This window comes from Flexivirga lutea, from assembly GCF_054778955.1.
The window spans coordinates 455,752-469,389 of sequence record NZ_BAAGZB010000001.1; the positions used below are offsets into that span (position 1 = coordinate 455,752).

General features: G+C 68.0%; 14 protein-coding genes and 1 pseudogene. 10 read left to right on the forward strand and 5 right to left on the reverse strand.

Annotated features, from left to right (window positions below; translation table 11 throughout):
- Window positions 1-69: 69 nt before the first annotated feature.
- Both ACYVBN_RS02260 and ACYVBN_RS02265 read left to right on the forward strand, forming a co-directional pair.
- Window positions 70-690, forward strand: coding sequence for a glycosyltransferase family protein (locus ACYVBN_RS02260; RefSeq protein WP_460599109.1), 621 nt, complete (start codon window positions 70-72; stop codon window positions 688-690).
- A complete protein-coding gene (locus tag ACYVBN_RS02265) occupies window positions 597-1,019 on the forward strand; it encodes a rhamnosyltransferase WsaF family glycosyltransferase (RefSeq protein ID WP_460599783.1) in 423 nt (140 codons plus the stop codon). The genes ACYVBN_RS02260 and ACYVBN_RS02265 overlap by 94 nt, the downstream gene beginning before the upstream one ends.
- Here the strand turns inward: ACYVBN_RS02265 and ACYVBN_RS02270 are convergent.
- The 4 genes from ACYVBN_RS02270 to ACYVBN_RS02285 form a co-directional block, all read right to left on the reverse strand.
- Window positions 961-1,629, reverse strand: a complete 669-nt coding sequence (locus ACYVBN_RS02270; protein WP_460599110.1) for an SGNH/GDSL hydrolase family protein — start codon at window positions 1,627-1,629, stop codon at window positions 961-963. The genes ACYVBN_RS02265 and ACYVBN_RS02270 overlap by 59 nt on opposite strands.
- Window positions 1,630-1,710: 81 nt before the next feature.
- Window positions 1,711-1,893, reverse strand: a complete 183-nt coding sequence (locus ACYVBN_RS02275) for a DUF6104 family protein (protein ID WP_460599111.1) — start codon at window positions 1,891-1,893, stop codon at window positions 1,711-1,713.
- 30 nt (window positions 1,894-1,923) lie between these two features.
- Window positions 1,924-2,292 carry a type II toxin-antitoxin system PemK/MazF family toxin gene (locus ACYVBN_RS02280; protein WP_460599112.1) on the reverse strand — a complete coding sequence of 123 codons (369 nt, stop codon included), beginning with the start codon at window positions 2,290-2,292 and terminating at the stop codon, window positions 1,924-1,926.
- Entirely contained in the window at window positions 2,247-2,486 is a 240-nt protein-coding gene (locus ACYVBN_RS02285; RefSeq protein WP_460599113.1) for an antitoxin MazE5, read from the reverse strand. The genes ACYVBN_RS02280 and ACYVBN_RS02285 overlap by 46 nt, the downstream gene beginning before the upstream one ends.
- 300 nt (window positions 2,487-2,786) lie before the next feature.
- Here ACYVBN_RS02285 and ACYVBN_RS02290 point away from each other — a divergent pair, with 300 nt between their 5' ends.
- The 3 genes from ACYVBN_RS02290 to ACYVBN_RS02300 are packed head-to-tail and all read left to right on the forward strand — an operon-like array spanning window position 2,787 to window position 4,515.
- Window positions 2,787-3,815: a YihY/virulence factor BrkB family protein gene (locus ACYVBN_RS02290; protein WP_460599114.1), complete on the forward strand. Its 1,029-nt coding sequence runs from the start codon at window positions 2,787-2,789 to the stop codon at window positions 3,813-3,815.
- 53 nt (window positions 3,816-3,868) lie between these two features.
- A complete protein-coding gene (locus tag ACYVBN_RS02295; RefSeq protein WP_440281688.1) occupies window positions 3,869-4,120 on the forward strand; it encodes a type II toxin-antitoxin system Phd/YefM family antitoxin in 252 nt (83 codons plus the stop codon).
- Window positions 4,117-4,515: a PIN domain-containing protein gene (locus tag ACYVBN_RS02300; RefSeq protein ID WP_440281687.1), complete on the forward strand. Its 399-nt coding sequence runs from the start codon at window positions 4,117-4,119 to the stop codon at window positions 4,513-4,515. The genes ACYVBN_RS02295 and ACYVBN_RS02300 overlap by 4 nt, the downstream gene beginning before the upstream one ends.
- A gap of 274 nt (window positions 4,516-4,789) precedes the next feature.
- Here ACYVBN_RS02300 and ACYVBN_RS02305 read toward each other — a convergent pair whose 3' ends face one another.
- Window positions 4,790-8,641 (reverse strand): multifunctional oxoglutarate decarboxylase/oxoglutarate dehydrogenase thiamine pyrophosphate-binding subunit/dihydrolipoyllysine-residue succinyltransferase subunit, encoded by a 3,852-nt coding sequence (locus ACYVBN_RS02305; RefSeq protein ID WP_460599784.1) that lies wholly within the window; start codon window positions 8,639-8,641, stop codon window positions 4,790-4,792.
- A gap of 285 nt (window positions 8,642-8,926) precedes the next feature.
- Between ACYVBN_RS02305 and ACYVBN_RS02310 the strand changes: the two genes are divergently transcribed.
- The 5 genes and pseudogenes from ACYVBN_RS02310 (at window position 8,927) to ACYVBN_RS02330 (ending at window position 13,560) form a co-directional block, all read left to right on the forward strand.
- On the forward strand, window positions 8,927-9,769 hold the full coding sequence (locus tag ACYVBN_RS02310) for a DUF4097 family beta strand repeat-containing protein (RefSeq protein WP_460599115.1): 843 nt from the start codon (window positions 8,927-8,929) through the stop codon (window positions 9,767-9,769).
- 67 nt (window positions 9,770-9,836) lie between these two features.
- Entirely contained in the window at window positions 9,837-10,412 is a 576-nt protein-coding gene (locus ACYVBN_RS02315) for a PadR family transcriptional regulator (RefSeq protein WP_460599116.1), read from the forward strand.
- A 216-nt stretch (window positions 10,413-10,628) separates the two neighbouring features.
- Entirely contained in the window at window positions 10,629-11,951 is a 1,323-nt protein-coding gene (locus ACYVBN_RS02320; RefSeq protein WP_440281745.1) for a hemolysin family protein, read from the forward strand.
- Entirely contained in the window at window positions 11,948-12,976 is a 1,029-nt protein-coding gene (locus tag ACYVBN_RS02325) for a hemolysin family protein (RefSeq protein WP_460599117.1), read from the forward strand. The genes ACYVBN_RS02320 and ACYVBN_RS02325 overlap by 4 nt, the downstream gene beginning before the upstream one ends.
- Before the next feature lie 170 nt (window positions 12,977-13,146).
- A pseudogene (locus ACYVBN_RS02330) lies at window positions 13,147-13,560 on the forward strand (VOC family protein).
- The last annotated feature ends 78 nt before the right edge of the window (window positions 13,561-13,638 follow it).

Here is a 13,638-nt window from a genome sequence, read left to right on the forward strand (position 1 = left end):
GACAGCCGCCCCCAGCGGCCGCTGTCGCCGGAGGAAGTGCATGGGGCGCAAGGGTTAAGCACACATCTCGTGGGGGAGTCGCCGCGGGTCGCCATCATCGGCACCCGCGGTTTTCCGAGCTACTACGGAGGCTTCGAGACCCTGGTGCGGCACCTGGCGCCATACCTGGCCGAACGCGGCTGGGACGTCGACGTCTACAGCCGCCCGCGACAGGTCGCCGAGGAGAAGATCCCGGCCGGCGTCACCCAGCGCTTCACCCGCGGGGTGGAGTCCAAGTCGGCCAGCACGCTGTCGTACGGGCTGACCGCCTGCGCGGACGCCGCGCGCCGCAAGCCGGACGTCGCCCTGGTCATGAACGTCGCCAACGGCTACTTCCTGCCGATGCTCAAGGCCCGCGGCATCCCGGTCGTCCTCAACGTCGACGGCCTGGAATGGGAGCGCGAGAAGTGGAGCACGCCGGCGAAGCGGGTCTTCCACACCGGGGCCACCATGACCGCCAGATTCGCCGACACGTCGGGTCCAGCGACGGCAACCGGCATGCCGGCGACGGACTGCAGTCGCTGGGCCGGCTCGCGTGGGACGACTACTTCAAGCTCCTGGCGCGCACGAAAGTCATCATCTCGCTGCAGGCAACTCCGCACCCGTCGCATCCGCCGCTGGACATGGTGGCCAGCGGCGGGCATGCCGTGAACGAACGCGGTCGGGGAAAGTCGGTCGAGCCTGCATCCGAGGCTGCATGCCGTGGAGCCGGACCCGGAAGCACTGGCCCTGGCGGCGCTGGAGATCTTGACGGAGTCGACAGCGCCGGGCGGTCCGGTGGGACCCGAATTCCTGCGGGACCAGCTGGGTGCGCCGTTCGCAGAGGCCGTTGCCGCGGCGTTCGACGCCGTCGAGTGACGGCGCGACGCCATCAGGGTGGGTGTTCGGTCGATATTGCACACCGGACAGCGAATGCGCAGGTCAGCTGTCGAGCTGCAGCCAGCCCTGCCAGCCGGCGTGCAGCACCAGCCAGGCGATGAGGCCGTAGCCGGCCTGGCCGGGGTGCATGCCGTCGCCGGAGGCGAGGTCGGCGTGCCACTGGTCGTGGCCGAGGAGGGGACGGAAGCAGTCGACATAGGTGACACCCCGGCGCGAGCATACGTCGGCCTGCGCGTCGACCAGCGTCTGCAGCCGGTCGTTGGTCTCCGCGTCGATGGTCGGGGAGGGGCCGACGACATACGTCGAGATGGCGCCGGACGACGCATCGTCCAGGATGTTGGCCAGGTTGAGCCGTGAGCGGGCGGTGGTCAGCCCCTGGGCGATGTCGTTGAGGCCGACGCTGACCACCAGGCGACGCTCGTTGGCCCTCGCCCAGCGCGGCTCGCACTCGCTCTGCCACCGAGCGAGGACGTCGGTCGAGCTCTGACCTCGGATGCCGAGGTTGTAACTGGCCAGGTCGATGCCGGAGTGCGGCGTGCGGGCGACCACCCGGGACACCCAGCCGAGGGCTTTCGGATCGCCCAGGCCGGCCACGAAGGAGTCGCCGACGAAGCACAGTCCGACGCGACGGTCACCTTCGGTCACGTGAAAGCGTGCGGTGGGGCTGAACTCGGGGTCGCTGCCATCGTGGTGAGTCGTCACGTCGGACATTGTCGCGCATGGCGTCGCTGCAGTCCGGAAGGGCGTGGTCGCGAGTCGCTCAGGAAGCGGTACTTGATCTCGTCGGACCCGTCAGTCGTCCTCGTCCTCGTCGTCCAGCCGGGCCAGCCAGGTCGCCAGACGTTCGACCGGTGTCTCGAAGTCGGGGTTCAGATCGACGAACGTGCGCAGCTGGTCGGACAGCCAGCCCAGGGTGACCTCTTCATCGCCGCGCCGGGCGGCGAGCTCTTCGATGCCTCGATCCGTGAAGTACAACGTGTCCTCCGTGCAGGTTTTGAAGGGTGCTCAGACGTCGCAGTCGACCGCGACGGCAAGTGCAGCGCAGATCAGCCGCATCCGCGTGTCCGCCAGCCTGCCGAGCCGCTCGGTGAGTGCGGCGACCGACACGCTCTCCACCGAGTCGAGGTTGACTGCCGACTGCTTCGGGACGGGGTCTTCGCCGGGTTCGAGAACAACCTCGCTGGCCAATCCGCGGATTGTCGTGGTGCACGGAGCAACGAGGGCCCGTCGGTGCCGGGGAATCGCCGCGTCGCGCGACAGGACCACGACGGGGCGTCGAGACACTTCCGGAAGTTCGCACCACCAGACCTCACCTCTCGCGGGCCAGCTCACGACTTGCTCGCGGCCGCGCGGAAACTGGCCAGATCTCCCCATGCGTCGGGCTCATCGGCCGGATGCGCTGAGTATGCGAGATCGTATGCAGCATCGATCTCAGCCCTCCGCTTGCCGGCGAGGAGCGCACGCAGCGCTGCGTCCATCAAGGCCGCATCGGCTGCGGGTGCGACCGACGCGCGAGCGGCAGCGAGCAGGTCGCTGTCGACTGTCGTGCTGATGCGAGAGCGGGGCATGCCACGATTATGCCACGTTTGGGGGATGGTCTCGATACGGCCTCGCCTAGCGGCTCGGCCTACTCGACCAGCGTGCGTGTGGGCTCGGGCTACTCGGCCCAGCCGTGCGTGTGGGCTCGGGCTACTCGGCCCAGCCGTGCGTGTGGGCTCGGCCTACTCGGCCAGCGTGCGTGTGGGCTCGGGTTACTCGACCAGCCGTGTGGTTGGGCTCGGGAGCTACTCGACCAGCGTGGACGGCGATTGATCGACTTCACCATCGGGTACCGCGGGGTGACCCTGCGACCCCGACGGAGAGAAGCGATGACCTCGACACGAGCCGATGGCGACGACGAGGCACAGAAGCCGCAGACACCGGCCGACATACCCAAGGCGGGTTGGCTGACGATCCTCAAGCGCGCGCTCCAGCAGTTCAAACACGACAACGTCACCGACCACGCAGCGGCGCTGACCTACTACGGGATCCTGGCGATCTTTCCTGGGCTGCTGGTGCTGGTCTCGATCATGGGCCTGCTGGGCACGTCGACCACGGACCAGGTGCTCAGCAACGTGCGCCAGCTGGCGCCGGGCGGCGTGTCCACGTTCCTGCAGACGGTCATCACCCAGGTGCAGGGACGCGCCGGCGCCGCCGGGATCGGCGCGATCGTTGGTCTGGTGATCGCCCTCTGGTCGGCATCGGGGTATGTCGCCGCCTTCATGCGCGCCGCCAACTCGGTCTACGAGATCGGCGAGGGCCGGCCCATCTGGCGCACCATCCCGGTGCGGGTGCTGACCACGGTCGCCGTGGTGGTCATGCTGCTGATCTGCGTGGTGATCATCGTGGTCAGCGGCCCGATCGCCAGCCAGGTCGGCAGCGCGTTCGGCATCGGTGACTCGCTGCTGATGGTGTGGCGGATCGTGAAGTGGCCGATCCTGCTCATCGTGGTCGCGTTGCTCTTCGCGCTGCTGTATCGCGTGACGCCGAACGTCAAGCAGCCGAAGTTCCGCTGGATCACCCTCGGCGGCGTCCTTGCCGTGGTGTTGTGGCTGATCGCCTCGGGGCTGTTCGCGTTGTACGTCTCGTTCTCCGGCTCCTACAACAAGACCTACGGGTCGCTCGCCACCGTCATCATCTGGTGTGGCTGTGGATCACCAACATCGCGATCCTGCTGGGCCTGGAGTTCGACGCCGAGACGCAACGGGAGCGGGAGGTGCAGGCGGGTATGCCGCCCGACGTCGAACCGTTCGCCGAACCCCGGGACACCCGCAAGATGGACGAAGAGCAGAAGGAACGCGTCGAGGAGGCCGACCGCATCCGCGACGAGACCGAGGACTGAGTGCACGCACTCCTGACAGTCATTCGGTGAATGTAGATCAAAGTAGATCAACCTGCGTATGCTGAGGTCATGAAGACGATCAGTGCCCGGGAGCTGCGTCAGAACCCCTCGAAGATGCTCCACGACGTCGAAGCCGGAGAAACCTACGCGCTCACCATTCACGGCCGGCAAGTGGGCAGAATCGTGCCGGAGCGGAACGCGGCACGCATCATTCCAGCGAAGACGACAGGCCCGGTGGACACTTCGGTGTTTGCTCGCCATGCGTTGAATACAGCTGGCTCGATCGATGAGCTGCTGCAGGACATGAAGGGCGAGTGGTGAGCCAGTTCTATCTGGACACTTCCGTAGCCGGGAGGATTCTGCTCGGCCATTCGCCATCGGCCGTGGACTGGTTCGCTCAGGCTGTCAGCGACGGGGAATACCTGGTGTCGTCTCGACTCCTACGCACGGAGTTGACCAGATTGCTCCGGAGGGAGGGGCTTTCGTTGGAGCGGCGGGGCGAAATCATCGACCGCCTCGCGACGATTCCGGTGGATCACGGAACGCTCACTGCGGCGGAAGCGATCGTGCCGCACGTGAAGACACTGGACGCCATCCATCTGGCTTCGGCCCTGCATTCCGGTCTGGACGATCTCGTCATCGTCAGTCACGATCGGAACATGTCGCAGGTTGCCGAGCAATTGGGATTTGAGGTGTTGGACCCGGTCGAGGACTGACTTCGGCCGACGCAACCCTGTCCCGAAGGGCCAACGGTCGCGCTGTAAGGACGAATCGCAGACGCGCAAGGGCCGCACACCGGGTGGTGTGCGGCCCTTGCGCTGTGTGGAGCGGTGCGCGGGTCTCGATACGCTTCCCCCGCTTCGCTCCTCCGCTACTCGACCAGCGCGAGCCCTTCGAGACGCCCGCTCGTGCCTCACGGGCTCCTCAGGGCGCAAGCGCTCGACCAGCGCGACTTGATCTCGATACGGGCTCGTCCCTCGCCCTACTCGATCAGCGTCGGTCGAAGGCTTCCTTCATCAGCTGCTCGCGCTGCTCGTCGTGCCGCTTGTGCGAGCCGGTGGCCGGTGCGGCCGAGGCCGGGCGGGAGACCAGCCGCAGCGGGCGGGTCTCACCCAGGGGGGCCAGCATCTCGGGCAGGTTGAGCGCCATGAAGGACCAGGCACCCTGGTTCTTCGGCTCGTCCTGCACCCAGACGATCTCGGCGTGCGGGTATTTGCGCAGCTCCTCGGCGATCTCGCGGGCCGGGATCGGCGCGAGCTGCTCGACGCGCACGATCGCGGTCTGGGTGTCCTCCCGCTTGGCGCGCTCGGCCTCCAAGTCGTAGACCACCCGCGACGACGCGAGGATCACGCGGGTCACGTCCTCGGGCTTCGGCGACTGGTGGTCGGCCATCACCGGACGGAAGCGACCGTTGGTGAAGTCCTCCGGGTTGGACGTCGCGGCCTTCACCCGCAGCAACTGCTTCGGCGTGAAGACGATCAGCGGCTTGCGGGGCCGGGCCGCGGCCTGCCGGCGCAGCAGATGGAAGTATGACGCCGGCGTCGACGGGTAGGCGATCGTCATGTTGTCCTCGGCATACAGCTGCAGGAAACGCTCGATGCGCGCCGACGAGTGGTCGGCTCCCTGGCCCTCGTAGCCGTGCGGCAGCAGCAACACCACCGACGAACGCTGCGTCCACTTCTGCTCCGAGGAGCTGATGAACTCGTCGATGATCGTCTGCGCGCCGTCGACGAAGTCGCCGAACTGCGCCTCCCAGAGCACAAGCGCGTCCGGGCGCTCCACCGAGTAGCCGTATTCGAAGCCGAGGGCGGCATACTCACTCAGCAGCGAGTCGTAGACCCAGAACCACGCCTGGTCGGGGGAGAGGTAACGCAGCGGCGTCCACTCGTTGCCGTTGGTGTGGTCGATCAGCACCGAGTGCCGCTGCACGAACGTGCCGCGACGGCTGTCCTGACCGGCGAGGCGCACGGGGGTGCCCTCCATCAGCAGCGAGCCGAAGGCGAGCAGCTCGCCCATCGCCCAGTCGATGCCGCCGCTGGTGGTCATGTCCGCGCGGCGCTGCATCAGCTTGGCCAGCTTCGGGTGGACGGTGAAGCCCTCCGGCGGGTTGGCCCACGTCTTCCCGATCGTCAGCAACTCCTCGCTGCTGATCGCGGTGTCGAAGACGCTGCCGTCGGCGCGGGTGTCATCGGCCTCCTGCGCGGACGGCCGCTCCAGGCCGCCGTGGCCCTCGGCGTCGGTGCCGACCGAGCTGTCCGCGGCTGGCGCCGACAGCTCCTGCTTGGCGGCCTTGGTCTCGGTGAAGACCCGCTCCAGCTGCTTCTGGTAGTCCTTCAGCGCGGCCTCGGCCTCGTCCGGGGTGATGTCGCCGCGGCCGATGAGTGCCTCGGTGTAGAGCTTGCGGACGCTGCGCTTGGCCTCGATCAGCTTGTACATCATCGGCTGGGTCATCGAGGGGTCGTCGCCCTCGTTGTGGCCGCGGCGGCGGTAGCAGACCATGTCGATGACGACGTCGCGGTTGAACTTCTGCCGGTATTCGTAGGCCAGCTCGGCCACCCCCACGCACGCCTCCGGGTCGTCGCCGTTGACGTGGAAGATCGGCGCCTGGATCATCCGCGCCACGTCCGTGCTGTATGTCGAACTGCGGCTCTGCTCCGGTGCGGTGGTGAAGCCCACCTGGTTGTTGACCACGATGTGGATCGTGCCGCCGGTGCGGTAACCGCGCAGCTGCGACAGGTTGAGCGTCTCGGCGACGATGCCCTGCCCGGCGAACGCCGCGTCGCCGTGCATCAGGATCGGCAGCACCGTGAACGCGGCGCCGGCCAGGTTGATGCGGTCCTGCTTGGCACGAGCGATGCCCTCCAGCACCGGGTTGACAGCCTCCAGGTGGGAGGGGTTGGCCGCCAGGTAGACGCTGGTGCTGTTGCCGGCGTCGGAGGTGAAGGTGCCCTCGGTGCCGAGGTGGTATTTCACGTCCCCGGAGCCCTGCACCGACTTCTTGGACTGCTGATCCTCGAACTCGCGGAAGATCTGCCCGTAGGACTTGCCGGCGATGTTGGCCAGCACGTTGAGGCGGCCGCGGTGCGGCATACCGATGCAGACCTCGTCCATGGAGTCGTCGGCGGCCTCGGAGATGATCCGGTCGAGCATCGCGATGACCGACTCGCCGCCCTCGAGGGAGAAGCGCTTCTGGCCGACGAACTTGGTCTGCAGGAAGGTCTCGAAGGCCTCCGCCGCGTTGAGCCGGCGCAGGATGCGCAGTTGCTCGGCGCTGGACTGCTTCTCGTAGCCCTTCTCGACCTTGCTCTGGATCCAGGCCCGCTGCTCGGGGTCCTGGATGTGCATGTATTCGATGCCGATCGAGCGGCAGTAGGCGTCGCGCAGGATGCCCAGGATCTCGCGCAGCTTCAGGAACGGCTTGCCGCCGAACCCGCCCGTCGGGAACGTGCGGTCCAGGTCCCACAGCGTCAGGCCGTGGGTGGTGACGTCGAGGTCGGTGTGCCGGCGCTGCTTGTATTCCAGCGGGTCGGTGTCGGCCATCAGGTGACCGCGCACCCGGTAGGCGTGGATCAGCTCCTGCACCCGGGCGACCTTGTTGATGTCGTCGTCGTGGCCGGCGTCGATGTCCTGCACCCAGCGGATCGGCTCGTAGGGGATCTTCAGCGACTGGAAGATGTCGTCGTAGAAGTTGTCCTGGCCCAGCAGCAGCTGGTGCACCACGCGCAGGAACTCGCCGGACACGGCGCCCTGGATGACGCGGTGGTCGTAGGTCGAGGTCAGCGTGATGATCTTGCTGACGGCCGCCTCGTTGAGGGTGTCCTTGCTCGCGCCCTGCCACTCGGCCGGGTAGTCCAGCGCGCCGACGCCGATGATCGCGCCCGCGCCCTTCATCAGCCGCGGGATCGAGTGGACGGTGCCGATGCCGCCGGGGTTGGTCAGGCTGATCGTCGTGCCCGCGTAGTCCTCGACCGTGAGCTTGTTGGTGCGCGCCTTGCGCACCATCTCCTCGTATGCCGCCCAGAACTGCGCGAAGTCCATCTCCTCGGCGCCCTTGATGCTGGGCACGACCAGGGTGCGGGAGCCGTCGTCCTTGGCCAGGTCGATCGCCAGGCCGAAGCCGACGTGGCCGGGCTTGACGAGCGTCGGCTTGCCCTTCTCGTCCTCGCCGAGCGAGTAGTTCATCTCCGGAATCAGCTTCAGCGCCCGGATGATGGCGTAGCCGATCAGGTGGGTGAAGCTGACCTTGCCGCCGCGGCTGCGGGACAGGTGGTTGTTGATGACGATCCGGTTGTCGATCAGCAGCTTCGCCGGGACGGCACGCACGCTGGTCGCGGTCGGGACCTCGAGGCTGGCCTCCATGTTGGAGACGATGCGGGCCGCGACGCCCTTCAGCGGGACCGTCTGGTTCTCGGCGGCCTCGACCTCCGGCACCTTGGGGGTGCCCGCGTCGCGGGCGATGACCTTGCCCTCCCGGCGCTCATAGTCCTCGGGGTTGGGGCGCGGCGCCGGGTCGCGGCGGTTGTCCTTCGTGCCCTTGGGGGCCTGCCGGGCGGCGCCGTTCGGCGCTTCGGCGGCCGGGGCGGTGCTGGTGGTGGCCCTCGCGGTGTCCTTGCTCGCGGTGGTGCTGGTGTCGGTGCTGGCCGTGCTGGGTGTGGGCGGCTGTGTCGTGCCGTTGCCCGCCGGCGTCTCCGCCGTGCGTGGCCGGTAGTCCTCGAAGAAACTCCACCACGCCTTGTCGACGGAGTTCTTGTCGTTCTTGAACTGCTCGTAGAGTTCGTCGACGAGCCATTCATTGGGTCCGAATGTCGCGAGGGGGTCAGGCGACTGGGATGACACGCGAATGCGCCTCTTTCATCAAGGTCGGCACGGCCATGCTGAGGATGTCCGGCTATGCGGGTTTCAGGCGTATGACGACGGGGACCGCCATACGAGGTCCAGCCTAACGCCCGGCGGTTCCTCGCCGACAACAGGTCATGGGGCGTGTGCTATACGGTTTTTCGGCGCCGTACGCGGCGTGTCGGCCGGCTCGGGCAGGCATTGTCGGAAGCAATCAGGGCTTGCAACTCACGACATATCGCGTCTATTCTGAACGCGATATGTCGTGACCGACGGACAAGGAGAGGCGACATGGCGCAGGAGTGGGAACTCGACGGACCGAAGGTGCTCGACGTCGGCGGAGAGGGCGAGCGGGTCGACGCGCTCGCCGTCGCCCTGGTCGGCGGCCACGTCGACGTCGTCACGCACGACTCGCCGACCGCGCAGGTGGAGGTGCAGGAGGTGGTCGGTCCGCCGCTGAAGGTCACCTGGAACGGCCATAAGCTGAAGATCAGTCACGTCAAGCACAGCGGCGAGAACCTCTGGGCCAGCGTGAAGAACTTCGGCGGCTCCATGCAGATCCGCGCGCGGGTCGCGATCGCCATACCCCGGGACGCCCGGACCGACGTCAGCACCGTCAGTGCCGGGGCGGTGGTGAGCGGCATCCATGCGCGCACTTCGCTCAACACGGTCAGCGGTGACATCACGGCGGACGACATCGACGGCCGCATCGAGATCAACGGCGTGTCGGGCACGTTCGAGGGTCACAACCTGCGCGGCCGGCTCGAGGCCAACACCGTGTCGGGGAGTATGACGGTGCACGACAGCGTGCTGGACCCGATCGAGCTCAACGGTGTCTCGGGTGACATCACCCTCGATCTGACCAACCAGAGCGCCACGGTGGAGTCCAACACCGTCTCCGGTGACGTGACGGTGCGCGTGCCCGCCGGCGGCGGATACCGGGTCAACGTCTCCACGATGAGCGGCACCGCGATCGTCGACGGCGTCAAGCTCGGCGGCAAGTGGCACCGCGGGGGAGAGACCCGCGACGGTGACGAGTCGTTGCGGCTGTCGGCGTCGTCGGTGTCCGGGGATGTCGTGGTGCTGCGTGCGGCGGAGCGGCCGAACGGCCCGTCGCTGGAGAAGGATCTTTGATGAGCGAGCGAAGCGAGCGAACAAAGGCGCAGTCGAAGAGCGAGACCCGACGGAGGAGGGGGTCGCTATGAGTCCGGTCTTCGCCCACGGGCAGTTGCGCCTGTATTTGCTGTCGTTGCTCAACGAGGGGCCGCGGCACGGCTACGAGATCATGCGTGATCTGGAGCAACGCTTCAACGGTCTCTACACGCCGAGCGCCGGCACCGTCTATCCACGGCTGGCCAAGCTCGAGGAGGAGGGCCTGGTCAGCCGCGGCGACGACGGCCGCAAGGTGACCTACACGATCACCGACGCCGGCCGGGCGGAGGTGGCGCGCCGGCAGGCCGACCTCGGCGACCTGGAGGACGACCTCGACCGGTCCGCCAGTCAGCTCGCCGACGAGGTGCGCTCGCGGGTCAAAGGTGAGGCCGCGGACCTGCGCGCCGAGCTCAAGGCGGCCGCGCAGGAGGCGCGCCGGGTCGCCCAACCGGCGACCGGTGAGCCGATGAGCGGCCGGGCGCGCGGGGAGTTCGACCAGGCGATCAACGAGTTGCGGCAGAGCGCGCGCTCGATCCTGCGGTCGCGCAAGACCGCCGAGTCGGTGCGCGCCGAGGCGCTGCGGATCGTGCACGAGGCGAAGCGGCAGCTGGACCAGCTGAAGTAGCCACGGCGGTCGGCGCGCCCGCTGATCGAGTGTCGCGTGCGCCCGCTGATCGAGTGTCGCGTGCGCCCGCTGATCGAGTGTCGCGAGGGACGAGCGACGTATCGAGATCAAGGACGTCGGCTTGCGCCTCGCCGCTACTCGACCAGCGTGTGCGTGCGCCGGGCGTTTCCGAATGCGGTCGGAACGCCTTACGCATGAAACTATGTCGCCAACATGTTGGTGCAATGGCTGCTCATCCTCGCCGGGGTCGTGCTGACCGTCGGCACCGCCCTGTTCGTCGCCGCCGAGTTCAGCCTGGTCGCGCTGGACCGGCCCACGGTGCAGCGTGCGGTCGACGAGGGCGACGCGCGTGCCGGCGTCGTGCTCAGCTCGCTGCGGCGCCTGTCCACGCAGTTGTCGGCGGCGCAGGTCGGCATCACGATCACCACGCTGGTGCTCGGTTACCTGGTCGAACCCTCGCTCGGCACGTTGCTGGAAGGTCCGCTGGAGTCCATCGGGGTGTCCGGCACCGCGTCCGCCGCGGTCGCCACGGTGCTCGCCCTGGTCATCGCCTCACTCTTCTCGATGATCTTCGGTGAGCTGATCCCGCAGTTCCTCGGCATCTCCGCCCCGCTGGGCGTCGCCAAGATCGTCGCCGGCCCGGTGCGCATCTTCGCGACCGTGACCAGGCCGTTGATCGTCATACTCAACGGATCGGCGAACGCCGTGCTGCGGCGGCTCGGCATCGAGCCGCAGGAGGAGTTGAGTGCGGCGCGCACGCCGCAGGAGTTGTCGTCGATGGTGCGGCGTTCGGCCGAGGCGGGCACCCTCGAGGAAGGCACCGCGCGGCTGCTCACCCGGTCGCTCGACTTCGGTGAGCGCACCGCCTCCGACGTGATGAGCCCCCGGGTGCGTTGTGTGTATGTCGAGCGCGACGCCACCGCTGCCGATGTGGTGGATCTGGCTCGTAGCACTGGTCATTCGCGATTCCCGGTCATCGCCGACGACTGGGACGACGTCGTCGGCGTGGTGCATGTGAAGAAGGCCATCGCGGTCCCGCAGGACCGCCGTGACGACGTGCCGGTCACGGCACTGATGATCCGGCCGGTGCTCGTGCCCGAGACGATGCTGCTCGACCCGCTGCTGCTGTTGCTAAGGGCCGGCGGCTTCCAGTTGGCGATCGTGGTCGACGAATACGGCGGCACCTCAGGCGTCGTCACGCTCGAGGACGTGATCGAGGAGATCGTCGGCGAGGTGAGCGACGAGCACGACCCGCGGGTCGACGTCAGCCGCCTGTTGCCGGACGGCTCCTGGACGGTGCCGGGACTCTGGCGGCCGGACGAGGTGCACGACCGCATCGGCGCGACCATCCCCGAAGGCGCCTACTACGAGACCGTCGGCGGATTCGTGATGGCTGCGGTCGGGCGCGTGCCGCAGGTCGGTGACGAGGTCGCGCTGCACGGGTGGACCGTGCGGGTGGTGGCCATGGACGGCCGGCGGGTGGACCGGGTCCGGTTGGCTCCCGTCATACCGGCCGACGAGGCGGAGGTTTCCGAATGAAGCTCTGGCTGTCGTTGGTCTTCCTGCTCGGCAACGCGTTCTTCGTCGGCGCCGAGTTCGCGGTGATGGCCGCGCGGCGCTCGCAACTGGAGCCGCTCGCGGCGGCCGGCTCCAAGCGGGCGAAGCTGAGTCTCGAAGCGCTGGAGAACGTTTCGTCGTTGCTGGCGTGCGCCCAGCTGGGCATCACCGTGTGTTCGGTGCTCCTGGGTGCGGTTGCCGAGGACGCGCTGCACCACCTGATCGAACCGCTTTTCACCGGCATCGGTGCGCCGGAAGGTTTGTCGACTGTCGTCGCACTGTTGCTGGCATTGCTGATCGTCGCCTACCTGCACGTCGTGCTCGGCGAGATGGTCCCGAAGAATCTCGCCATCGCCGGGCCGGACCGCGCCGCGCTGCTGCTCGCGCCCGCTCTGCTGTGGGTGACGCGGGTGCTGCGGCCGATCATCCGCGCGGTCGAGGCGATCGCGAAGTGGGCGGTGCGCCGCCTGGGTGTGGAGCCGAAAGACGAAGCGGCATCAGCGTTCTCGGCCGAAGAGGTCGAGCTCATCGTCGCCGAGTCGCAGCGTGAGGGGACGCTGCCCGAGGAGCAGTCCGCGCGCGTGCAGGGCGCGCTGGAGTTCACCGACCGGGTGGCCGCCGACGTCGCCGTGCCGGTCGACGAGCTGGTCACCGTGCAGGTCGGCGCGACGCCCGAAGACATCGAACGACTCGTCGCCAAACATGGCTTCTCGCGCTACCCGGTGCTGGATCGCCGCGGCGTCATCGCCGGTTACGTGCACCTCAAGGATGTGCTCTACGCGACCGACGAGGCGTATGCCGAACCGGTGCCCCCGCGGCGCATCCGGCCATTGGCGACCGTCGCGCCGTCCGACGAGGTGGACGACATGCTGGTGACGATGCAGCGCAGCGGTGCGCACCTCGCGCGCGTCGTGGACGACGCCGCCCAGCGGGTGCTGGGTGTGGTCTTCCTGGAGGACGTGCTCGAGGAACTCGTCGGCGAGGTGGAGGACGCCACCCAGCGGTGACCTGGCCGCTGGTGGCGTGTGTCACCGGCAACGGTCGCTGGTTGGCCAGCTCGCTGGTCGAGTAACGGGGGAGCGCAGCGGAGGAGTGTATCGAGACCCGAGCTGCCTGTCGGCACACCGGATGTCGCACCCCCGGACTAGCGTGAATCCTCCCGATCGAGGAGAAGCTCATGCCGGCATACCCCGTCCTGCTGCACACGGCGATCGATGCGCGCGACTGCCGCGGGCTGGCCGAGTTCTACCGCCGGCTGCTCGGCCTGCGCTATCGCGCGGGTGATGCACCGCCGGCTGACGGCGAGGTGGATCACGCCGACTGGTTGGTGCTGGTCGACGACGCCGGTGAGCGCGTGCTGGCGGTGCAGGAGAAGGCGGACACGACACCGCCGACCTAGCCGTCCGAGGACGTGCCGATGCAGCTGCACCTCGACTTCGGCGTGTCCGGCGTCGCCGAACTCGAACGGCATCGGGACCGTGCGCTCGAGCTGGGCGCGCGGGTGCTGCACGACCGCTCGGAGGACGACGACGAGCCGCTCTACGTGCTGGCCGATCCGGCCGGTCACCCTTTCTGTCTGCTGGTGCAGTAGCCCGGGCGTTATCGCGGGTCGTGGACGCCGAGGCAAGCAGCGGCGCACTGCCCGGCGCGCTGAGGCCGCACAGTTTGG

Excerpts from the sequence above, each read along its gene's own strand:
- ACYVBN_RS02315 (WP_460599116.1), top strand. The coding sequence starts at position 9,837 with ATGAGTCCGGTCTTCGCCCACGGGCAGTTGCGCCTGTATTTGCTGTCG.
- ACYVBN_RS02290 (WP_460599114.1), top strand. The coding sequence starts at position 2,787 with ATGACCTCGACACGAGCCGATGGCGACGACGAGGCACAGAAGCCGCAG.
- ACYVBN_RS02270 (WP_460599110.1), bottom strand. The coding sequence starts at position 1,629 with ATGTCCGACGTGACGACTCACCACGATGGCAGCGACCCCGAGTTCAGC.
- ACYVBN_RS02285 (WP_460599113.1), bottom strand. The coding sequence starts at position 2,486 with ATGCCCCGCTCTCGCATCAGCACGACAGTCGACAGCGACCTGCTCGCT.
- ACYVBN_RS02295 (WP_440281688.1), top strand. The coding sequence starts at position 3,869 with ATGAAGACGATCAGTGCCCGGGAGCTGCGTCAGAACCCCTCGAAGATG.
- ACYVBN_RS02325 (WP_460599117.1), top strand. The coding sequence starts at position 11,948 with ATGAAGCTCTGGCTGTCGTTGGTCTTCCTGCTCGGCAACGCGTTCTTC.
- ACYVBN_RS02310 (WP_460599115.1), top strand. The coding sequence starts at position 8,927 with ATGGCGCAGGAGTGGGAACTCGACGGACCGAAGGTGCTCGACGTCGGC.
- ACYVBN_RS02280 (WP_460599112.1), bottom strand. The coding sequence starts at position 2,292 with ATGGGGAGATCTGGCCAGTTTCCGCGCGGCCGCGAGCAAGTCGTGAGC.